The organism is Micromonospora sp. RB23 (assembly GCF_053585025.1).
Genome location: NZ_CM132111.1, coordinates 4,515,695 through 4,536,587 on the forward strand (window position 1 = coordinate 4,515,695; position 20,893 = coordinate 4,536,587).

A 20,893-nucleotide genomic window follows, 5' to 3' on the forward strand; every position below is an offset into this window, starting at 1 on the left:
GGGCTGCCGCCAGCTGGGCCGGCCGGCCCACACTGGGCCGGCCGGGCGATCAGCGCCCCCAGCCGATCCCGGACTGCGCCTGCTCCAGACCGGTCAGCCTTTCCCGCACCGTCTCGGCGTCGGGGTGGTTCAACTCGTCGAGGATGACGACGGCCTGCTGCCAGCATCCCTTGGCGCCCGCGAAGTCGCCCAGTGCCATCAGAGTGTTGCCGAGGTGGTGCTGGCTGTCGGCCTCGGCGTAACGGTTCCCGGCCTCCCGGTTCAACCTGATCGCATGGCGGTAGCACTCGATCGCCTCGGCCGAGTGGCGCAGCTGGTGGTTGATGTAGCCCAGGCTGTCCCAGGTCGCGGCCTGCCCGGACGGATCGCCGACCTCACGCAGCACCACCAGGGCCCGACTGCAGTGGTCCTTGGCGGCCTCGTACTGCTCCAACATGGCCAGTGACCAGCCGACATTGTTGAGCGAGACCGCGTGCGCCAGCCGGTCGTTCGCGATCTCGGCCAGCATGAGGGCGGCCTGATCGTGATCGAGCGCCTCGCGGTGGCGGTCCTGCCGCTCGAAGACGCGCGCCAGTGCCAGATGCGCCTGGGCCTGATCACTCGTCGAACCGACCTCGCAGGCGAGGTCGAGCGCACTCCGGCTGTGCGTGTAAGCGTCGTCGTACTGGCCCAGCCAGGCATGGGCCACCCCGATGCCGCGGTGCGCCTGACCCATGGCGCGCCGGTCGCCGAGCCGCCGGGCCGCGTCCAGGGCGAGCCGCTGCGTGTTGATCTGGTCCCGCCAATGGCCCTGGCGGTTGAAGTACTCCATCAGCGATCGAGCGAGGCTGCACAGGCTCGCGTCATGACCCTCGTCCCCGGCCCGGCGAACGATGTCGAGCAGCATCGCGTGCTCGGCGGTAAACCACTCCACCGCCTCCCGGGCCGTCGTGATACGGGGAAATCCGGCGTCCGGGCCCTCCACAGCGTCCTGGGACAGATGCCGCTCGAGCAGTATGGCGGCGCGGCGTGATGAGGTCACGTAGTGGATGAGCAGCCGGCGAACAGCGGCGGACCGCTCCTGGGCGCTGTCCACCGCGTGGACCAGGTCCATCGCGTAGCCCCGGAGCAACTCGTGCAAGGACAGCCGGGTCAGCTTGTGCTCACTGACCATCTGGGCGTCCTTCAGCTCATTGAGCAACGTCCTCGTGGTGGGCAGGTCCAGCGCCGCGAGGTGGGCCACGGCCAGTTCGTCGACGTCCGGACCGGGCGAGAGTCCCAGCAGGCGGAACAGTCTCGCCGCGGCCGGGCTCAGCGTCCGGTAGGTCCACACGAACACGACGTGGACGCCCCTTCCGGCCTCGGTCTCGGCCGGCGCCTCGGTCGATCCGACAGCCACGTCGAGCTCGTCGGCGAGCGTACGAAGGTCCAGGTCAGGATGGGTTGCGACGCGTGCGGCGACGAGGGCCAGGGCGAGCGGCAACCCGGCACACCGGGCGATGAGCCGGTCGACGGCCGCACTGTCCGCCGCGACCCGGGCGGCGCCCAGCCGGTTGGAGAGCACCCGCCTGGCCTCGTCGTACGGCAACGGGCCCACCGCGATCGGATGAGCGCCCTCGCTCGCCACGAGGCTGGGCAGCGCACGGCGACTTGTGACCAGGACCAGGCAGTCGGCGGTGCCGGGCAACAGGGGCCGGACCTGGTCGACGTCACGCGCGTTGTCCAGAACCACGAGCATTCGGCGACCAGCGACGTAGCTGCGGTACAAAGCCGCCTGTGCCTCCAGGCTGACCGGGATGCTTTGCGGCGGCACCTGGAACGTGTCCAGGAACATGCGAATGACCTCTTCCGGCCGCACCACGACGCCGCTCGGCTCGAAGCCTCGCAGGTTGACGTAGAGCTGCCCCTCCGGGAACTGCTGCGCCACCCGGTGTGCCCAGTGCACCGCCAGTGAGGTCTTGCCCGACCCAGCGGCACTCCAGAGGACGCACAGCGCGGGCTGCTTCTCCGCCTGGGAGCTTTCGAGGATGTCCGACAACTGGGCCATCTCCGATTCGCGGCCGGCGAACCCCCGGACGTCGATCGGCAGCTGCGCTGGAACGACCAGGTGCCGGCGCGGTGCGGGCCCGGCGACGGCATGGGTCGGGCGCTGCGGCGGGATCCGGACCTGCGGTGCGACAGCGGCGTCACGGCTGATCGCCGGGCCGGTAGGTCCGATCCGGTCGCCCTGCAGGATCGCCTGCTGCACCTGCTGCAGCTCGGGACCCGGCTCGATGCCGAGCGCATCGACCATTTGCCGGCGCACGGCCGCGTAGCGGTCGAGGGCCTCGCTCGTGCGTCCAGCGGCGTACTGGGCCTGAATCAGCGTCGCCGCCAGGCTTTCCACCAGCGGAAAGTCGTAGGCCAGTGCGTTCAGCTCCGCGATGACCGCCTGCGGGTCCCCGATCGCCAGCTCTGTCCGGGCCCAGGCGACCACGGCGTCCAGCCGCTCCAGCGTCCACGCGTTCCGAGTGCGTTCCGCCCAGGCGCTGGTCAGCCCGGCCAGTGGCTCGCCGCGCCACAGGGCGACGGCTTGCCGGAGCAGTACCCGCGCTTCGGCCTCGGAGCACAGCCGCCTGTCGGCCCGCTTCACCAGCCTGCGGAAACGGTGCAGGTCGATGTCGTCGGGCTCCATGTCGAGTCGGTAGCCCCCGGAGCCCAGCAGCAGCCGGGCCGGATTCCCGGAACTCGTGTCGATCATCTCCAGCGACCGCCGGATGCGGGTGATGTGACTGTGCAGGGTGCGCCGCGCCCGCTCGGGTGGCTCCTGCCCCCACACCCGCTCGACGAGCACGTCGGCCGGCACCGTCCGTCCGACCTCCACGGCCAGCGCGGCCAGAACCGTGCACTGCTGCGGTCTCCCCATCGACGACGGTCGACCCTGCGATCGGCCCTCCACCGGCCCAAGAATCATCAAGCCCACAATGCCCCCGTAGATCACCTAAGCCCGAAATACCCCGCGGCCCAGGTAGCACCCCATCGTGTCGACGTCGCTGTCAACTCGCCGTCAAGAAATCAGCCTACATCACTGGCGATGCTTGTCCAAGACAGATGACCGGGGGGTCATGTTCGTGCCTATATCACGGTGGTGCAATCAAGTTACGGGGAATTTCGATGGCTCGACAGGATGAGTTTGCCCAAAATTCTAGGCCTCTGACATCAGCATTCGAGGATTGGATTGAGGGCACCGCTTTCTCGTGCCTCGGAGCACGCGCGTCGGTACGCCAGAAGCAATTGTATTGCGTCGAACTGAAGTCGATGCTCGACGTCGACAGCACTCGGGAACTGCACCGGGAGATTGTCGGCTTCGTCGACCGGACCCGGCTGCACGAGACCAGGTTCAGCTCCTTCGCGGCGATCTTCGAGAATCCGCGGCAGCTGAGCGAGGTGGAGTTCGAGCACACCCTCTGGACGCAGCTCGCCATGCTTCGCCAGGTGGATCGGGAGAAATACGCGTGGGCGCCGGGCGTCTCCAGTGACCCCCATGCCCTGGACTTCGCCTACAGCGTCGCCGGACATCCGTTCTTCATCGTGGGTCTGCACTCCCAGGCGTCGAGGATCTCCCGTCGGTTCACGCACCCGGTGCTCGTCTTCAACTCCCACCAGCAGTTCGACCAGTTGAAGCAGGATGGGCTCTACGCCTCGCTCCAGGACAAGATCCGGGCCCGCGAGCTGCGGCTTCAGGGGTCCATCAACCCGAACCTCGCGGACTTCGGAGAGCAGCCGGAGGCCCTCCAGTACTCAGGACGGCCGCAGCCGGCGGAGTGGCGGTGCCCGATCTCGAGCGCCTCGGCGACGTTCGACGGGATGGCTCAGTGAAGACCGCCGTCAGTCAGGCCCGCCTCCTGTCGCTGCGACGAGCCCGCTGGGCCGACGCCCAGGCCCTGCACGACCTGTCCGCTCCGTTCGTCGCGCTCGGTCGGCTGCGCCATCGCGACGTCGGCGAGTTCGCCCGGCGTCACGCCGACTTCCTGGTCGTCGAGGACGACAGCCGGATTGTGGCCTGCGCCGGCGTCCAGCGTTTCGGGAGCGACTGGGTCCTGGACAACCTGTGCGTCCAGAGCAGCTTCCAGGGCCGCCGCACCGGAAGCCTCCTGCTCGACAGGATCCTCCAGGAGGCGGCCCGGTCATCGGCGCGTGCACTGTACGCAGCGTCCAGCCCGACCAACGCGTGGTTCCTCGGACACGGGTTCGTCGAGGTCGGGCCCGCTGCCGGGCCTCGGCGCTGGGTGAGCCAGCTGGACCCCGCGCGCAATTCCGTCGTCTACCGCCGCCGGATCTGACGGTCGTCGGCCTACGGGAAAGGGTAGAGAACAGTGACAAACCTGCCTTCTGCGATAGTGACCGGCGCGTCGTCGGGATTCGGCCGGGCCACCGTCGAGCGACTGGTGAAGACCGGACGGCCGGTCGTGGCGCTGGCCCGTCGCACCGAACGACTCACCGAGCTCGCCGACCGCCTCGGCCACGACCTGGTGCATCCGCTGACCGTCGACGTACGGGACGGAGACGCCGTCGCCCACGCTCTCGGCGACCTGCCCGCACCGTTCTCCGATGTGGGCATCCTCGTCAACAACGCCGGTCTCTCGAAGGGCTTCGGCCCGATCCAGGATGCCGAGCTGCGCCACTGGCGCGAGATGGTCGACACGAATGTGCTGGGACTGCTGCACTGCGTCCGCGCGGTCCTGCCCCTCATGCTGGCCGCCGGCCGCGGCCACGTGGTGAACATCGGCTCCATCGCCGCGGTGTACCCCTACCTCGGTGGGAACGTCTACGGCGGCACCAAGGCATTCGTCCACCAGCTCAGTCTCAACATGCGAACCGACCTGGAGGGTCGCGGCATCCGCGTCAGCTGCATCGCCCCCGGCATGGCCCGTACGGAATTCGCTGTGACCCGGTTCGACGGGGATCAGGAGCGAGCAGACGCCTTGTACGACGGCACCGACCCGCTCACCCCCCAGGACATCGCCGAGGCGGTGGAGTGGTGCATCTCCCAGCCTCAGCGAGTCAATGTGAGCCTCATCGAGCTCATGCCCACGGACCAGCCATTCGGCCTCAGCTTGCGCCCGAGTCGAACCAAGGAGCAGTGATGACGCACACCGTCTGGAGTGTCAACGACTGGGATCCGCTGGAGGAGGTCATTCTCGGCTCCGCGGCCGGCCTCACCCCGCCTCCGGTGGACGTTTCGCTAAGGCACTTCTTCGAGCCCCCGGCGGACGCCGGAGACGAGCGGATCGACGCCAGCACGCTGCAACGCGTGGTGGACGAGACCGAGGAGGACTTCGCCCAGCTGACCGAGACGCTGACGAGTGCCGGCGTACGGGTGCGCCGTCCGGACGCGACCACCGTGGGCCGGCGCTACGCCACTCCGGAGTGGGAATCCGTGGCCATGCACGCGCTGATGCCGCGGGACTGCCTGCTGGTGATCGGCGACCGCATCATCGAGGCGCCGATGCCGATGCGTGCCCGCTACTTCGAGACCGCCCCGTTCCGGGGCCTGCTCCGGGAATACTCCGATGCGGGCGCCTCCTGGTTCTCGGCACCGAAGCCCCTGCTTACCGACGAGACCTACGTGTACGAACCTGGTGCCTCGGTCGTGGCGGAGCATGAGCCGTTGTTCGACGCCGCCAACATGCTCCGGTGCGGGACCGACATCTTCTTCAACGTGAGCAACACCGGCAACCGGCGGGGAGCGGCCTGGCTACGGCGACAGCTGGGCTCCGACTTCCGGGTGCACGAGATCTCCATCTGCAGTGACCACGTCGGAACGACGTTGCACATCCTGCGGCCGGGGCTGCTGTTGGCCAATTCGGAACGCCTCACCGCGGATCGGATCCCCGCCCCGCTGCGGTCCTGGAAGACCATCTGGGTCGACACACCGGAGGACGACGGCTACGCCTTCGACTGGCCGCGCGCGTCCGTCTGGGTCGGCATGAACATTCTGGCTCTCGGCCCCGACACGGTCGTGGTGCCGGCCAACCAGACGCGGGTGATCAAGCAGCTGGAGAACGCCGGGATCACCGCGGTCCCCACCAGCTTCCGGCACGGCCGCACCTTCGGCGGCGGACTGCACTGCTGTTCGCTGGACGTCCGTCGGCGCGGCGAACTCGAGACGTACCTGTGACTCCGTCGCGTTGGCGACGCTTTTCCCGAGCTCAGCAGAAAGGACCAGCCGGTTGACGCTCACCATCCTTGCCTCGTTCGCTCTCAGTGCGTTCCTGCTGAACCTGAGCCCCGGGCCGTCGATCCTCTACGTGATGTCGCGCAGCGTCGTCAACGGGCGGATCGCCGGAGTGTTCGCGGCCTTCGGACTGGCTAGCGGGAGTGCGATGTGGGCGCTCCTGACGGCGATCGGCGCGTCCGCCCTGATCGCCTCGTCCGAGCTGGCCTTCACGGTGCTGCGGATCGCCGGTGCGGCGTACCTGCTCTATCTGGGCATCTCGGGGCTCCGTGACCAGCCGTTCACGGTGAGAACCGAGAGGCCGGCCAGGGTGTCCGGCTTGCGAAGCTACCTTCAGGGCTTCGTCGTGGAGGGCACGAATCCGAAGACGGTCACCTTCTTCCTCGCCCTGGTCCCGCAGATCATCGTCAGTCTCGACGATCCGGGCCTGCTGGTCCTGATCGCGTTCTGCTTGATCGTTCCGCTGACCGCCCTGCCCATCGATGTCACCGTCGGGGTCACCGGAGGCACCCTGGCCTCCAAGATCGCCACACGTCCCCGGGTGGGGCGTGCGCTCAACTACCTGTCGAGCGCCGTCCTCATCGCTCTGGCCAGCCTGGTGCTGTTCGACCGATGACCGGCCCAGCCAACCGTCCGGGCCTCGCGCGAAGGAGTCTCTCGTGTCCGCTGTCGAGGCGACAGTCGAAGCACTTTACCGGTATCCGTTCAAGTCCATGCAGGGCGAGACGGTCGATGACGTACGGCTGGACAGCCGCGGAGTTTCCGGCGACCGCGTGTGGGCCGCCACCTTTCCGGATGGGCGGGTGGGCAGCTGCAAGACCTGGAAGCACGTCCGTCGCCTCGACGGCCTGCTCGCCTACGCGGCGCGCACACACCACGGTCGCGTCGAGGTTCACACGCCGAACGGCGCCGTGCTGGCTGCCGGTGACCCCGACCTCGACGCGGCGCTCACGGCGCTGGCCGGTGAGCCGGTGCGGGCCGCGCGGGAATCGGGCACACCTCACTTCGACATCGGCGCGGTCCACCTGATCTCACGCTCCTCCCTCACCGCGCTGGCGGCCGAGGTGCCGGGAGGAACCGTGGTCCCGGTGGCCCGCTTCCGGCCCAATATCGTCATCGCCGGCGAGTGGGGGCCGGGATTCGAGGACGACTGGATCGGCCGCGAGGTGTCCATCGGGGAGACCACGAGACTCGAGATCACCGAGCAGACCGAGCGGTGCGTGACGGTAACGCTGCCGCAGCCGGGCGTGCCCCGCGACAAGGAGGTCCTCCGGGTGCTGGCCGAACGGAGAAACACCAACTTCGGGGTGTACGCGAGGGTCATCCGTGAGGGCCCGGTCCGTTTCGGCGACCGTGTCCACGTGAGTTGAGGCGGTCTCCGGCCAGGACGCCGGCCTCCCGAACAGACACGGCTCCCGGAATTCTGACGCCGGTGACAGCCCACGGGCGCCGCGTCTGGCCCACCGTCCCGCCGCGATCCGCGGCGACGTGCGCGGCAGGTCATCGACGCCGACGCTCACATCAATCTGCAGTACGCCGTGCGGAAACCAGAGGTGCCTGCTCGACGATCACCGGCGTCGGACGGACAGGGCCCGGCAACGCACCTGCGCGGCCCGGCAGCTGTGATCCTGCTGCGCGCGACCTCAGAGGCGTGGACGTGCCCGGCTACCTGCCACCTGATCGAGGGGATTGCCGATGACCGTTAACGCTGTGTGGAGCAGTAACGACTGGGACCCGCTGGAGGAGGTCGTGCTGGGCACCGCCGTCGGCTTCACTCCCCCACCCGTGGACCCCTCCCTCCGCCACTTCTTCGAACGACCGGTCGAGGCGGAGCGCGAGAAGATTCCCAGCGCGATGCTGGATCGGGTCATCGAGGAAGCGGAAGAGGACTTTCGCGATCTCACCGCGGTACTCGAGTCGCACGGTGTCGCCGTTCGACGCCCCGAACCCCTGGCGCCGGGACAGCATTACGCGTCGCCGGACTGGGCGTCCGTCGCGATGCATGCGCTCATGCCGCGAGACTGCCTGTCGGTCATCGGTGACATGCTGATCGAGGTCCCGATGCCGATGCGGTCCCGGTACTTCGAGGTCTTCCCGTACCGCGACCTGCTGCGTGAGTACTTCGATTCCGGAGCCCGCTGGCTGTCGGCGCCGAAGCCGAGGCTGCCGGACTCCACGTACATCTACGAGTCGAATGCTTCGGTAGTTGCCGACGACGAACCCCTGTTCGATGCCGCAAACCTCCTGAGATGCGGGTACGACATCTTCTTCAACGTCAGCAGCACCGGTAACCGGCGCGGTGCGCGTTGGCTCCAACGAGTTCTGGGCCCGGATTTCACGGTCCACGAGATGTCCATCTGCGCCGATCACGTGGACACGACACTGCACATACTTCGACCGGGCCTCCTGTTGGCAAACGCCGCCAAAATGACACCCGAAATGATTCCGAGCCCCCTGCGGAGCTGGAAGACGCTGTGGGTCACCGATATCGAGAATGACGGTTTCGCCTTCGACTGGCCACGAGCTTCTCGCTGGGTCGGGATGAACCTCCTCGCGCTGGGCCCGGATCGCGTGCTCGTCCCGTCCAACCAGGTTTCCCTCATGCGCCAGCTGGAGCAGGCCGGCGTGGAGCCGGTGCCCGTGCGGTTCCGGCACGGCCGTTCCCTCGGGGGTGGACTGCATTGCTGTTCTCTCGACATCCGGCGGCGGGGAGAGCTGACCAGGCACTTCTGATCAGTTGGTGAAGGTCCTCGATGCCGACGGCATCGAGGGTTTCCGGATGCCCAATTTCCGTTGCGAATTTCGGTGCGCAAAGTCTTGCACGGATGGCCTTGACGCCCACGAGAACCAATGGATAACATTCACGTACTTCGATATAAATGCGCCGGCTGAAGCGACGAGTCATCTCGCCGCCATCCCGATTCGACCAATCGGCACTTCTCTCGAACCTGACCTGCCAAACAGAACGGAAGACCAGAATGTCAAGACTCATCGACGGCTACGCCATCATCGATCTGCCTCCGGTCTCGCAGGAGGTGTTGGACAGCTACGACAATGTTCCGCTCGACGTCTACATGGGAAACCAGACGCGCTACAAGCGCTTCTCGCAATACAAGATCGACTACGTCTCCGGCGCGTGGTCGTTCGAGCTGCTCCCGCACCGCCCCTACGGCCAGTCCCGCGAATACAACACGGTGGCGGGCGGCATCATGCGCGAGTACGAGCCACTGCAGGCCGACTTCCTCCCCTACCTGCACGCGGTCGCCGCCGAGCTGCCACTGGACCGTTCCGAGAGCTGGCAGGTGAACGTTCACCAGAACCGCAGCCGCGCCACGGAAGCGAAACCCGGGCTGGTCACCCCGGAGGGCGTCCACAAGGACGGGCACGAGTACGTCGCGATCCTGGTCTTCAACAGGCACAACGTGACCGGGGGTGAGATGCGGCTGTGGAAGGGCCTGGACTCCTCCGAGCCGTTCTGGAGTGGCACCGTCCAGCCCGGTCATGCTGCGCTGCTCGATGACCGCGCCGTCGCACACGACGTCACAGACTTGCACCCGGAGACCTCCGGCCAGGAGGGGCACCGCGACATCGTCATCGCCGCGTTCTCGCGCTGGTCGGAGCGTTGGTACGGCGAGGAGCACGACCAGGCGGTGCTCAACAGCAAACCCCTGGCGCAATGAAGGCATCGGGTAGACGCGTCACCGTGGTCGACCGTGAGGTCGCGGGTGGATGCCCGTTGGACTGCCCGGACGCCTGCAGCTGGATAGTGGGCGTCCGCGACGGAGCCGCCGTCACGTTGCGCGGTCGCCCCGAGCACCCCTTCACCCACGGCACTCTCTGCGTCAAGGTCAACCAGTACCTCGACCACGCCGCGTCGCCCGATCGCCTCCGTCATGCGCTGCGTCGCACCGGCCCGAAGGGCACCGGCAGGTTCACGAGGATCAGCCTGGACGAGGCGTTCGACGAGATCGCCGAACGGTTCGACCAGGTTCGTCGCCAGTACGGCGGCGAGTCGATCTGGCCGTACCAGGGAACGGGCAACCTGGGGTACCTCCAAGGGCTCCAGGGCCAGGCCGGCGCACGGCTGTGGAACGTGCTCGGCACCTCCGAGCACGACATGACGATCTGCTCGGTGGCGGGGCTGGTCGGCGCGGACCTTGCCACCGGCACCCACCGGGGCATCGATCCCGAATCGCTGGCCCACTCGCGGTTGATCCTGCTGTGGGGCGTCAACACTCTCACCACGAGCCATCACCAGTGGCGGTTCATCAACAAGGCACGCGAGCAGGGCGCGTACGTCGTTGCGATCGACCCGGTGGCCACCAGGACCGCCCAGCAGGCCGACGAGCACCTGGCACCACGTCCCGGTACCGACGCGGCCCTCGCGCTGGGCCTGCTGAACGTGGTGGTCGCCGCCGGCGGGGCGGACCGTGCCTACCTGGCCGACCACACAGTGGGATGGCCCGAGTTCCGCTCCCGCATCGAGCAGTTCCCGCCGGAACGGACCGCGGAGTTGACCGGCGTCTCCCGCGCGCAGATCGAGCAGCTGGGGGAACGGATTGCCACTACGAGGCCCACCGGCATCCGTGCCGGCAGCGGGATGCAGCGCCACGCGGGCGGCGGCGCGGCCGTACGCGTGCTCGCCTGCCTGCCCGGCGTCACCGGTGACTGGGGCAGGCTGGGCGGTGGCCTCACCTATTCGACCGACGGGTACTTCGGCGGTAACCGGGAGGCACTCCTTCGCAGCGACCTGCGGTCGGCGCCGGTGCGGCGGCTCTCCATGACCCTGCTCGGCCAGAACCTCCTCGACCTGACCCCGCCGGTCAAGGCGCTGTTCGTGTACGGGGCCAACCCGGTGGTCAGCAATCCGGATCAGCAACGGGTTCGCCAGGCACTCGCCCGCGAGGACCTGTTCACGGTAGTCGTCGACCACTTCCAGACCGACACCGCGGACTACGCCGACATCGTGCTGCCGGCGACCATGCAGACTGAGCACCTCGATGTTCTCGACGGCTACGGCCACATGTACATCGCGTGGAACGAGCCGGCGACGGTCCCTCCGGGCGACTGCCTGTCCACCACGGAGATCTTCCGCCGAATCGCCCGGCACATGGGGTTGTCCGAGCCGGGACTCTACGATTCGGACGAAGAGATGGCGGCTCAGTTGCTGGCCACGGACCATCCGTCGCTGGCCGGTATCGATGTCGCGTCCCTGCGCCGAGACGGGTGGGCGAGACTGAGCTATCCGGCCGACTTCGTGCCCTTCGCCGACGGCTTCCCGACGCCGTCCGGCAAACTGGAATTCCGGTCCGAGCGAGCCGTGGTGGCCGGGTTCGACGCGGTGGCGGGATACACCCCGCCACGCGAGTCGACCGACCCGGAACTGGCCGCGCGGTACCCGCTCTCGCTGATCGCCGGCGCCTCGCACTTCTTCCTCAACTCGGTCTTCGCCAACAAGCCGGAACTACGGCGCCGGGCTGGTCCGCCACGGGTCGAGCTGCACCCGGACGACATGGCCGCTCGTGGGCTGACCGACGGCACACCGGTCGCGGTCTTCAACGACCGCGGATCATTCGTCTCCACCGCGTACGCCTCCGGACATGTCCGCAGCGGAGTCGTAGCGACCACGAAGGGCCATTGGATGAAGCTCACCGGCGGCCCGACCGTCAACGCGACGGTGAACGAGCGGGACGCCGACATGGGCGGCGGTGCGGTGTTCCACGACAACCGCGTCGAGGTCGAGGAATGGCAATCGTCTGCGGTACGCGACTGATATCCGATGACACATCAATTCCATGGGGGTACAACCGTGCAACAAACAGCTTCTGTGCAACGTACCGCGTCTGTCGTCGACGACATCTCCAACTGGCTGTCGATATCAGCGGACCAGCTGGACCGCGCCGTGCAGGGTGCGCTGCGAGAACAGGTTCTCGATCGGGTGAGAGAGCTGAACGACCGCGCTACCGCGGGTGACCCGGATGCGTTTCTGCAGCAGCAGCAGATCCTCGCCCGAATCTATGATCTCGGGATGCGGATCGCTCCGGGTGCACCGAGCGCTGAGGGATCGGTCGTGATTCACGAGATCGCCCGCCTGGTGGAGTCCGCCACCGGCGCCGCGGAGGACGCCCGCATCGAAGCCGGCCTACTGGACGGCATGCCGAGCGAACCGGCCGCCTACGTCTCCTGGTTGAAGGCACTGGCCAAGCAGCACCGGGTGTACAAGCATCCCTACTACACCGAGTTCATCAGCAACTTCGCGGACGCGGAGGACCTGCGCCTGTACATGATCCAGGAGTCGGTCATCGACGCGAGGTTCGACGACCTGCTCGCCATGATGCAGGTCGGTACCGACGGTCCCGCGAAGATGGAGATCGCGGCGAACTACTGGGACGAAATGGGCAACGGCCGGCCGGACGAGGTGCACACCACTCTCTTCCGCCGGATCTTCGAGGTCTTCGACGTGCGGGAGGAGGAGGTTGCCGACCGGCTCACGGGCACGGCGCTGCTGTCCGGGAACCTCGCGGTGATGTTGTCGCGCTATCGGTACCGGTACGCCGAGGCGGTCGGCTACCTCGGGATGACCGAGTGGCTGGTGCCGGACCGGTTCGTATGCGTCGTGCGCGCATGGGAGCGTCTGGGGCTGCCAGAGGTCGGGATCACCTACCACCGACTGCACATCACGGTCGACTCCCAGCACGCAGCCGGGTGGTTCCACAACGTGGTGAAGCCGGCGGCGACCTCCGAGGCCATGCGCATCGGCATCGCACGCGGGACACTGTGGCGACTCAACTCGTCCGCACGCTACCTGGACGAGCGGCTCGCCGAGACCGGCCCGCGGTGGGCTGACGGCAGCCGCAGGTGACCTCGCCACGAGGGGTAGAGCTCCCGCGCTTCGCGAAGTACCAGGCGATGGGCAACGACTACCTGGTCGTGGACCCGAAGGAGGGGCTGCCCGCCGCACCGGCGACAGCGGTCGCGATGTGCGACCGGCACTTCGGGATCGGCGCGGACGGAATCGTCTTCCGGGGACCGCCCGGGGGCGCGGACCAGCCCGTGCCGGCCCGGTTGTTCAACCCGGACGGAAGCCCGTGCGAGCTGAGCGCGAACGGGCTGCGCATCCTCGGCCTGCACCTGTCCCGAGGCAACGGCGCGGAGTTCGTGCTGGACACGGGGTTCGGCCATACCAGTGTCCGGGTGCTGGACCGGTCGGCAGGACTGGTGTCGATCGACCTGGGTCGTCCGGACTTCGACGCGGACGCCTTCGGCCTGGTCGGGGGTTCCGGCCCGGTCGTCGACCACCCGTTGTCCGTCGCCGGGCGGACCATTCGGGTGACCGGCGTCCACAACGGAAACCCGCACGCGGTCGTCGTCCTACCGGCCGACGACGAGTCGGCCGCGCGGGATCTGGGGCCGCTGATCGGCCGGCACTCCGCGTTCCGCACCCGGGTCAACGTGGAGTTCGCGGTGGTGCGCGATCGGAGTTCGCTTGAGGTCGTGGTGTGGGAACGCGGTGCCGGGCCGGTGCTCGCGTCCGGGAGCGGGGCCTGCGCGGCGGCAGCCGCGGTGCGGCGTCTCGGTTTGGTGGACGACGAGGTTGTCGTCCGGATGCGCGGTGGCGCCGTCACCGTGTCCTTCGACGCTGGCGGCGCGGTCCGGCTGACCGGACCGGTCGAGGAGGTCGCCACCGGACGGGTCTCGGCCGGCCTCGCCGCTCGAGCGGGTCGACCGACCCGCCCGGCGGCAACGTCAAGCTCTCCCTGACAACACAGGATCGGGCGGCATATTGATGTGTGACTATGCTATAGCTGTTTCCTGAACGTGGGCGCCACAGCGACAAAATCTAATGACATCGGGGTGTAACCCCATTTGCGCGGCCTGTTCCGGCAACGTCGGCGGAAGGCTGATCACCGTGTTCATGGACGAGTAATCATCGTGCTCAACCCCGGGGAGATAGGCGCTCGCGCGGCATCTTTCAACCCCCAAAGTCATGGAGGACCAGCTTGATGAACAACGCTGTCCGCACACAGCCCCGCGACACCTTCACCGTGGTGACGAAGAACGGCGTCGCGCAGGTTTCGTTCGAGGGCTCGCATCACTCGAACGCGATGAGCAACGGCCGGATGCGTGCACTCACCGGGATCCTTCGCGAGGTCGAGGCCGACGACGCGGTGGCCGCCGTGGTGCTGCACGGCGGCGAGGGCAACTCCTTCGCCGTGGGCGGCGATTTTCACGAGGTCAGCCACTTCTCGGGCGGTGACGAGGTGGACGAGTGGATCGACAACATCACCGAGCTGTACGTCGCCAGCCTCGAAGTCACCAAGCCCACCGTGGCTGCCGTCGAGGGTTACGCCATCGGGATCGGCCTGCAACTCCTGCTGACCTGTGACTACCGCGTCGGTGCGGAGTCGTCGATCCTGCGCATGCCCGAGTTCAAGGTCGGTATCGCATGCAATTTCGGCGCGTTCATGCTGGAACGCTCGGCTGGGCGCTCGGTGATGCAGCACATGCTCCTGTCATGTGACGAATGGTCCGCCGAGTCCTCCCTGCGGGACGGCCTGCTGCACGAAGCGGTGCCCGCGGCCGAGGTGCTGCCGACCGCGCTGGCCCGCGCGGCGGCTTTCGCCGACTACAACCCGGCGGCCGTGCGCAACACGAAGCCGCAGATGAACCACGACTACATCCAGGGGCTGCACGTCCTGCGGGACAACGCGAAGAGATCACACCGGGCAGGATTCGCCTCGGGGCGGCCGCAGCGGGAAATGCGCCGGATCGTGGGCAAGGCATGAGCGGCGGTTGGGTGGTCGTCGCCAACCGGCGCCTGACCGGACTTGAGTCGATGGGCGCGTGCGTCGAGGTCGGTGATCTGTTCGTCTACCACCGTGGCCTCGCGGCGGGGCTGCCCGCGGCCGCGCCGTTCGATGTCGACGTCCGTACGCTGACGGCGGCGCCCGCACTCGGTGAGCTGCCCACGCAACCGGCGCAGCGGACCGTGCTGCAGGTGGCCGAGGACGCCGTGACCGCGATCACCTCGGTGTTCAACGAGGACGCCATCTACGTCGCCGAGGACCCCGCTTCCGACGGCTTCGCCCTCTTCACCGACCTGCTGCTCGCCGCGGCTATCTTGCCCGCATGGGGCCTCGCCGCCCGGGTGCGCTCGGGTCCCGTGGGAACCGATCCGGAGGCCACGCTGGTCGACGGGATCCGACGGTTGGACCACTCGGTCCGGCAGCGCCGTGCCCGGACCGCTTCGGGCTGGCTGACCAGCACCACCCCGCAGGCCGAGGACTTCCTCGAGCAGTTCCGCAGGCCGTTCCGGGACGATCCGCTGGCTGCCGGGCAGGCGCAACTTGCCGAGCTGGATGCGGTGATCGCCGGCATCGCCGCCGCCCGCCCCGAGGCCGCGTACGCGTCTCTGCTCTCCGGCGGGATCGACTCGGGCACCGTGACCTACCTGGCCGCGGCGCGGAACCTCGACGTTCGGCCGTACAGCGTCGGAACGCCCTGGGGTGACGAGTTCTCCGACGCCGCGGAGCTGTGCGACGTCGCCGGCCTCAAGTTGCATCCGCTGCTGCTCGACGAGGACAGCATCATCCGTGCCGTCCCGGCCGCCGTCCGCTGGCTCGGCGTGACCACGCCGGAGGTGGTCGAGGTCGCGCTCACGGCCACGGCGTTCTACCAGTCCGGCGTCGTCGAACCGGGTCGCGTGCTGCTCACCGGGTACGGCAGCGACCTCATCAATGCCGGGCTCTTCACCCCGTTCGAGCACCCGGACGAGCTGATCGACCAGGGCATCGAGGCGGTCGCGCGCACCCGCACCAGCGGTGAGCTGGCCAACCGGATGGCGCTGGCGTACGGCGTCGAGACGTTCCACCCGTTCTGGACGCTCCCGGTGATGCGCACCGCGCTGGAGACCACACCCTCGTGCAAGGTCCGCGACGGCCGGGAGAAGTTCCATCTGCGGACCGCGATGGCCGCCCACGTCACCCCCGCTATCGCGTGGCGCCGCAAGATCGCCGTACACCACGGCGGGAACCTGCAGGAGGGGGTGCGGCGACGGCTCGCTGCGGACTCCGGGCAGAGCGACCCCTCCCGCGTCTACCAAGCATGCTTCGCCGACCTTCTGGAACTGGCCGGTAAAGGACACCTCGACGACTGGAACGCCGACGAGGTCTACGCACGCGCGCTCGCCGCGATCCGATGAACGAGGAGATGATGATGGCCGAGAACACACTGACCGACTCGGGTTTCGGCACGGTGTTGACGTCACCGCCCGGAGAGACCGTCGAAGAGCTGGCCCGGCGGTCCCGGGAGGCGGCGCTGACCAGCGGGGTCGCGCTGACCCGCGGCCTGGACTTCACCGAGGATGCCTTCCAGCGGCTCGTCCACCACCTCGGCCAAACTGTGGATCACAAGTTCGGCGAGGGCCAGGCCGATCTGTTGCTGCTCAACGCCTCCAGGGACGAGGGGAAGGTCGTCACCGGCCGTGGCCCCCTCCCCCTGCACACCGACGGACTGTTGGTGGGCGAACAGGTCGACCTGATCGTCCTGTACGCCAAGGACTTCGCCGACGAGCCCGGTTCCGGTGAGACCACGGTGTGCGACCAGCTCACCGCGTGGCGTGAGATCCCGCCGCACCTCGGCAAGGTTCTTGCCGACGGCCGGCTCGAATACCTCGTCGAGGAACGCGGCTACTTCCCGCAGGTACCCGCCGACTGGTACGAGATCCCGACCACCCGCGACTACGGCCGCGTGCGCTCGCTGAACCTGGCACTCGGATTCCCGCCGGATGTGCCGCAGGGCTGGCAGGTGCGCGTCGCCGACGTGAGTGCCCACGACTCTGCCGCATTCTTCGCGGAGCTGTCGGCGCACCTGCACTCGCCGCGCTACCTCTATCAGCATCGTTGGCAGACCGGTGACCTGCTGGTGATCGACAACCAGCGGACGCTGCACGGCCGCACCGCGATCGGATCCGACGGGGTGCGGCTGCTCTATCGCGGCCAGGTAACTCTGCCGACGGCCGCCTGAGGAGAGACGATGCTACTGACCGAGTTCCGCTCCGTGGTGGCCCGCAGAGCCGACGCCCTCGCGGTGGTGGTGCCCGACGGCGAACGCCTGACCTACGGCGAGCTGTCGCTGCGGGTCGACCGTACCCTCGGCTGGCTGCGGGCCCGGGGCATCGGCGAGGGCCAGGTGGTGGCGACCTGGCTGGACAACGGAATTGACTACGTGGCACTGGTGCTCGCCCTGGCGGGGAGCGGCGCTGTCCACGTGCCGATCAGCCGGTCCGCGACGCCGGAGCACATCGCCTGGCTGGCCGAGCAGACGAAGCCGGCACTCGTCGTCGGCGCGGAGCCACTGCCGGACGTCGCCGTCGAGCAGGTGACGACCGCAGAGCTGGCGACCGGCTCCGAGCTGATCGGCGCGCAGCCGTTCCCGGCGCACGAGGGCGCGTTCCGGCTGCTGGAGACGTCCGGCTCCACGGGGAAGCCCCGGCTCGTGACCTGGCGCCAGGATGACCTGCTCCACGACCGGCGACAGTGGATCGCCTACACCGCGACGACCGCCGCGGACGTGCTGTTCAACCGCCACACCCTGGACGTCGCACACGGCTGCGACGTCCACCTGTTCCCGGCGCTGCTCTCGGGGGCCCTCCTGGTGCTGGCCGATCCGTCTGCGGCGCCCGACCAGCTGCTGCGGTGGCTGGAAGAGACCGGAGCCACCGTGTGCAGCGCGCTGCCGAGGCACTACGAGTTGCTGACGCAGGCGGCACGCGGCCGGTCCGTCGACCTTCCCGCGTTGCGGATGCCGCTCTGCGGCGGTGCGTACTTGAGCGACCAGGTCGTCGCCGACGCGGCCGAGGTGCTCGGCATCCACATCCGACGCATCTACGGCTCGACCGAGTTCGGCATCATGCTGGGGAACATGGACGATGTCGTGCAGGACACCCGCGGCATGAGCCCGGTCACCGGGGTGGAGATCAGGCTCGCTCCCCTCGACGAGGCGTGGCCTTCGATCGGCGAGGTGCTGGCCCGCTCGGCGCACACGAGCGTCGGCTACTTCGGTGACCTGGCGGCGACCTCCGCCACGTTCCGCGACGGCTGGTATCACACCGGGGATGTCGCCGAGTTCGACGGCGAGTACCGAATCCTCGGTCGTGTCGCCGACCTGCTCGGCGGCTCGGCCGGTCCGGTGTTCAGCCCGGGCGTCGAGGCCGCGCTGACGGCCGCGTGCCCGATCACCGAAGCGGCCGTACTGGCACCACTGCCTGGGGAGACCGAGGGTGGGACGCTCGTGGTGGCGACCCCCGAGGCCGAGGTCGAGGACGAGCGCGTACGCGCGGCGATCCGTGCCGTGCTCGATCACCTGGGTGTGCGTGCGGAGATCGTGCTCGCCGCCACCATCCCCCACACCGCCGTCGGAAAGGTGGACAAGCCCGCCCTGCGCAAGGGGCGGACGTCGAACGTGCGCCAGTCCTGACCGATGACGGGCCACGCCCTGTTCGCCTAGGTCAACGCCGACCTGGGCGGCCGGGCAACGACTCCCGGCGATGCGCCTGCGCTACGGCGGCCGTTCGCGGCTGGCCTCGCTCCGCTGCGCGCTCACGACGCCTACCTCCGGGGCCTCGACATGCCGGGATTCGACCACGAGGCGCTCCTCGAAAGCCTCGCCCGCCAGGCCGGGCACCGTCTCGGGAGTCGCTTCGCGGTCGCTCTCGAGGTCGTTGCCCCTGCGCGGCTGATCCCCGTCGCGCACGGTGCGCCAGGATGCGTGGCCTGATCAGGTCGTGTAGTCGGCGTTGATGCGGATGTAGCCGTCGGTGAGGTCGCAGCCGTAGACGGTGAACGAGCCCCCGGCGATCCCGAGGTCGATGTCAATCCTGACCTCCTTGCCGCGCATGTATTCCGCAGCCCGGTCCAAGAGGTCGTCGGTGGAGCTTTCGGGGAACATCAGCAGATCGCCGAAACGGATCGCCACCCGGTCGGGGTCGATGTCGGTCTCGTCCTCCAGCTTGCCGATCGCCATCGCGACCCGGCCCCAGTTCGGATCGGCGCCGTGCACGGCGGTCTTGACCAGCGGCGAGTTCACGACGCTCTTGCCGACCAGCTTCGCCTGCGCGTCGTCGCGGGCACCACTCACCCGGACCTCGATGAGCTTGCTCGCGCCCTCGCCGTCGGAGGCAATGTCCCTGACCAGGTGCAGGGCCGCCCGGTGCAGCGTCTGCTCGAACTCTCCGAGGTCGGTCGGGCCGGCAACGCCGTTCGCGAACACCGCGGCGGTGTCACTGGTCGAGGTGTCGGTGTCGATGCTGAGCGCGTTGAACGTGCGGTCGACCACCCGGCGGAAGATCGCGTCCAGGTCCTCCCTGTCGACCCGCGCATCGGTGAAGAAGAACGTCAGCAGCGTCGCCATGTTCGGCTCGATCATGCCCACGCCCTTGGCGATGCCGACGATCACGGCGTCACCACAGCGCAGCCGGACCACCTTGTGGCGCGTGTCCGTCGTCATGATCGCGCGCGCACTGGCGTCGAAGTCGGCGGCGGGGAACGGCCACGACAACTCGTCGAGCCCTCGCCGGATCTGCGTCATCGGATAGGGCCGCCCGATCACCCCGGTCGAGCCGATCAAGAGCTCGCCGGTGGGGATTCCGGCGACCTCGGCGACCCTGCGCTGAATCTCGGCGGCGTTCTCGGCACCGACCTTCCCGGTCGCGACGTTGGCATTGCGGGAGAGCACAACCATGCCCCGCAAGCTCCCGGCCGCCGCGGACTGCCGACTGAGCTCGACGCTGGGCCCGGCGAACCGGGAGCGCGTGAACACCGCGGCCGATGTCGCGGGAACTTCGGACACGATGACCGTGAAATCGTCACCGACGTCTTTGAGGCCCAGGTTCCTCGTCACGCCACGGAAACCCTGTGGCACAAGAGAAGCCCCCGGCCCAAGGAGATCTTGCGATTCAGCTGTCGACGACATCCACTCACCAGTTTCATCCGTTGGCGGCATTGTCCCATACGGCCAAGCCAGGCACCTCGATCGCGACCCCGAGGCGACGCCACGAGCCGCGCCGGACGGCCTTCGCCGACTGCCCTGTCGACGACGACGACCGATGACCGGCGACAGACGCCGGGCCGATGGTCAGGCGGCGGCGCGGCGGGTCGTGCCGTCCGGTGCGTCCGCGAGGCCCGCGTAGCGACCCCGGTGGTAGAGCAACGGGGAGCCGACGTCGGCGTGCCGCAGCAGTTCCGGCTCGGCCAGCACGACCACGTGATCGCCGACGACCACCCGGTCGACGATGCGACACACCAGCCAGGCCAGGGTGCCGTCGAGGATCGGCAGCTTGTTCGGACCGCATCGCCAGCGGGTCGGAGCGGCGAAGCGGTCGATGCCGCTGGTGGCGAACGTCCGGGCCAACTCGTGCTGGCCGTGCGCGAGCAGGTGTACCGCCACGTGCCGGGCCTGCGCCAGCGTCGGCCAGGTGGACGAGCCGAGGTTCAGGCAGAACGAGACGATCGGCGGCGTCAGGGACACCGACGTGAACGATGTCGCGGTGAAACCCACCGGCGGCGCACCGGCGGCGGTGACCACCGTGACGGTGCTGGCCTGGTGGCGCAGCAACCCGCGCAGCGCGTCGACGTCGGCATCGGTCGGGTCGTCCGTGGACGAGGTCATGGCGTTCCTCCCGAGGGGTGGGGGCGCGGA

General features: G+C 68.5%; 19 protein-coding genes. 15 read left to right on the plus strand and 4 right to left on the minus strand.

All coding sequences use genetic code 11. The annotated features are described in order from the left end of the window. Positions 1-49 precede the first annotated feature (49 nt). Complete coding sequence (locus ACTFTM_RS20640; RefSeq protein WP_449562121.1) at positions 50-2,932, minus strand: BTAD domain-containing putative transcriptional regulator; 2,883 nt, start codon at positions 2,930-2,932, stop codon at positions 50-52. A 200-nt stretch (positions 2,933-3,132) separates the two neighbouring features. Here ACTFTM_RS20640 and gntA point away from each other — a divergent pair, with 200 nt between their 5' ends. From gntA to ACTFTM_RS20715, 15 genes are all read left to right on the plus strand, one after another. Next, entirely contained in the window at positions 3,133-3,837 is a 705-nt protein-coding gene (gene gntA, locus ACTFTM_RS20645) for a guanitoxin biosynthesis heme-dependent pre-guanitoxin N-hydroxylase GntA (RefSeq protein ID WP_449562122.1), read from the plus strand. Further along, on the plus strand, positions 3,789-4,301 hold the full coding sequence (locus tag ACTFTM_RS20650) for a GNAT family N-acetyltransferase (RefSeq protein WP_449562123.1): 513 nt from the start codon (positions 3,789-3,791) through the stop codon (positions 4,299-4,301). Before gntA ends, ACTFTM_RS20650 begins: the two co-directional genes overlap by 49 nt. Positions 4,302-4,358: 57 nt before the next feature. Further along, positions 4,359-5,105 carry an SDR family NAD(P)-dependent oxidoreductase gene (locus tag ACTFTM_RS20655; RefSeq protein WP_449562124.1) on the plus strand — a complete coding sequence of 249 codons (747 nt, stop codon included), beginning with the start codon at positions 4,359-4,361 and terminating at the stop codon, positions 5,103-5,105. Further along, positions 5,105-6,139 carry a hypothetical protein gene (locus ACTFTM_RS20660; RefSeq protein ID WP_449562125.1) on the plus strand — a complete coding sequence of 345 codons (1,035 nt, stop codon included), beginning with the start codon at positions 5,105-5,107 and terminating at the stop codon, positions 6,137-6,139. Before ACTFTM_RS20655 ends, ACTFTM_RS20660 begins: the two co-directional genes overlap by 1 nt. Positions 6,140-6,191: 52 nt before the next feature. After that, positions 6,192-6,812, plus strand: coding sequence for a LysE family translocator (locus tag ACTFTM_RS20665; protein WP_449562126.1), 621 nt, complete (start codon positions 6,192-6,194; stop codon positions 6,810-6,812). Between the two features lie 43 nt (positions 6,813-6,855). Further along, entirely contained in the window at positions 6,856-7,566 is a 711-nt protein-coding gene (locus ACTFTM_RS20670; protein WP_449562127.1) for an MOSC domain-containing protein, read from the plus strand. A 325-nt stretch (positions 7,567-7,891) separates the two neighbouring features. Then, a complete protein-coding gene (locus ACTFTM_RS20675) occupies positions 7,892-8,929 on the plus strand; it encodes a hypothetical protein (protein WP_449562128.1) in 1,038 nt (345 codons plus the stop codon). Positions 8,930-9,174: 245 nt separating this feature from the next. After that, positions 9,175-9,876, plus strand: a complete 702-nt coding sequence (locus ACTFTM_RS20680; protein ID WP_449562129.1) for a 2OG-Fe dioxygenase family protein — start codon at positions 9,175-9,177, stop codon at positions 9,874-9,876. 23 nt (positions 9,877-9,899) lie between these two features. Next, on the plus strand, positions 9,900-11,969 hold the full coding sequence (locus ACTFTM_RS20685) for a molybdopterin-containing oxidoreductase family protein (protein ID WP_449562130.1): 2,070 nt from the start codon (positions 9,900-9,902) through the stop codon (positions 11,967-11,969). A gap of 54 nt (positions 11,970-12,023) precedes the next feature. Then, on the plus strand, positions 12,024-13,058 hold the full coding sequence (locus ACTFTM_RS20690) for an iron-containing redox enzyme family protein (RefSeq protein ID WP_449562131.1): 1,035 nt from the start codon (positions 12,024-12,026) through the stop codon (positions 13,056-13,058). Continuing rightward, the gene (dapF, locus tag ACTFTM_RS20695) at positions 13,055-13,957 is read left to right on the plus strand and encodes a diaminopimelate epimerase (RefSeq protein ID WP_449562132.1); all 903 of its coding nucleotides are present in this window, start codon (positions 13,055-13,057) and stop codon (positions 13,955-13,957) included. Before ACTFTM_RS20690 ends, dapF begins: the two co-directional genes overlap by 4 nt. A 242-nt stretch (positions 13,958-14,199) precedes the next feature. Beyond that, the gene (locus ACTFTM_RS20700; protein WP_449562133.1) at positions 14,200-14,982 is read left to right on the plus strand and encodes an enoyl-CoA hydratase/isomerase family protein; all 783 of its coding nucleotides are present in this window, start codon (positions 14,200-14,202) and stop codon (positions 14,980-14,982) included. Further along, complete coding sequence (locus tag ACTFTM_RS20705; protein ID WP_449562134.1) at positions 14,979-16,397, plus strand: asparagine synthase C-terminal domain-containing protein; 1,419 nt, start codon at positions 14,979-14,981, stop codon at positions 16,395-16,397. Before ACTFTM_RS20700 ends, ACTFTM_RS20705 begins: the two co-directional genes overlap by 4 nt. Before the next feature lie 14 nt (positions 16,398-16,411). After that, entirely contained in the window at positions 16,412-17,221 is an 810-nt protein-coding gene (locus ACTFTM_RS20710) for a TauD/TfdA dioxygenase family protein (RefSeq protein ID WP_449562135.1), read from the plus strand. Between the two features lie 9 nt (positions 17,222-17,230). Continuing rightward, complete coding sequence (locus tag ACTFTM_RS20715) at positions 17,231-18,673, plus strand: class I adenylate-forming enzyme family protein (RefSeq protein ID WP_449562136.1); 1,443 nt, start codon at positions 17,231-17,233, stop codon at positions 18,671-18,673. Between the two features lie 81 nt (positions 18,674-18,754). Here the strand turns inward: ACTFTM_RS20715 and ACTFTM_RS20720 are convergent, their stop codons facing one another. The 3 genes from ACTFTM_RS20720 to ACTFTM_RS20730 form a co-directional block, all read right to left on the minus strand. Further along, positions 18,755-18,949 (minus strand): hypothetical protein, encoded by a 195-nt coding sequence (locus tag ACTFTM_RS20720; protein ID WP_449562137.1) that lies wholly within the window; start codon positions 18,947-18,949, stop codon positions 18,755-18,757. A gap of 24 nt (positions 18,950-18,973) precedes the next feature. After that, positions 18,974-20,197, minus strand: a complete 1,224-nt coding sequence (argJ, locus tag ACTFTM_RS20725) for a bifunctional glutamate N-acetyltransferase/amino-acid acetyltransferase ArgJ (RefSeq protein WP_449562138.1) — start codon at positions 20,195-20,197, stop codon at positions 18,974-18,976. 132 nt (positions 20,198-20,329) lie between these two features. Then, a complete protein-coding gene (locus ACTFTM_RS20730; RefSeq protein ID WP_449562139.1) occupies positions 20,330-20,863 on the minus strand; it encodes a flavin reductase family protein in 534 nt (177 codons plus the stop codon). Positions 20,864-20,893: the final 30 nt, after the last annotated feature.

Excerpts from the sequence above, each read along its gene's own strand:
- ACTFTM_RS20710 (WP_449562135.1), top strand. The coding sequence starts at position 16,412 with ATGGCCGAGAACACACTGACCGACTCGGGTTTCGGCACGGTGTTGACG.
- ACTFTM_RS20640 (WP_449562121.1), bottom strand. The coding sequence starts at position 2,932 with ATGATTCTTGGGCCGGTGGAGGGCCGATCGCAGGGTCGACCGTCGTCG.
- argJ (WP_449562138.1), bottom strand. The coding sequence starts at position 20,197 with ATGCCGCCAACGGATGAAACTGGTGAGTGGATGTCGTCGACAGCTGAA.
- ACTFTM_RS20675 (WP_449562128.1), top strand. The coding sequence starts at position 7,892 with ATGACCGTTAACGCTGTGTGGAGCAGTAACGACTGGGACCCGCTGGAG.
- ACTFTM_RS20730 (WP_449562139.1), bottom strand. The coding sequence starts at position 20,863 with ATGACCTCGTCCACGGACGACCCGACCGATGCCGACGTCGACGCGCTG.
- ACTFTM_RS20700 (WP_449562133.1), top strand. The coding sequence starts at position 14,200 with ATGAACAACGCTGTCCGCACACAGCCCCGCGACACCTTCACCGTGGTG.
- ACTFTM_RS20715 (WP_449562136.1), top strand. The coding sequence starts at position 17,231 with ATGCTACTGACCGAGTTCCGCTCCGTGGTGGCCCGCAGAGCCGACGCC.
- ACTFTM_RS20660 (WP_449562125.1), top strand. The coding sequence starts at position 5,105 with ATGACGCACACCGTCTGGAGTGTCAACGACTGGGATCCGCTGGAGGAG.
- gntA (WP_449562122.1), top strand. The coding sequence starts at position 3,133 with ATGGCTCGACAGGATGAGTTTGCCCAAAATTCTAGGCCTCTGACATCA.
- ACTFTM_RS20705 (WP_449562134.1), top strand. The coding sequence starts at position 14,979 with ATGAGCGGCGGTTGGGTGGTCGTCGCCAACCGGCGCCTGACCGGACTT.
- ACTFTM_RS20680 (WP_449562129.1), top strand. The coding sequence starts at position 9,175 with ATGTCAAGACTCATCGACGGCTACGCCATCATCGATCTGCCTCCGGTC.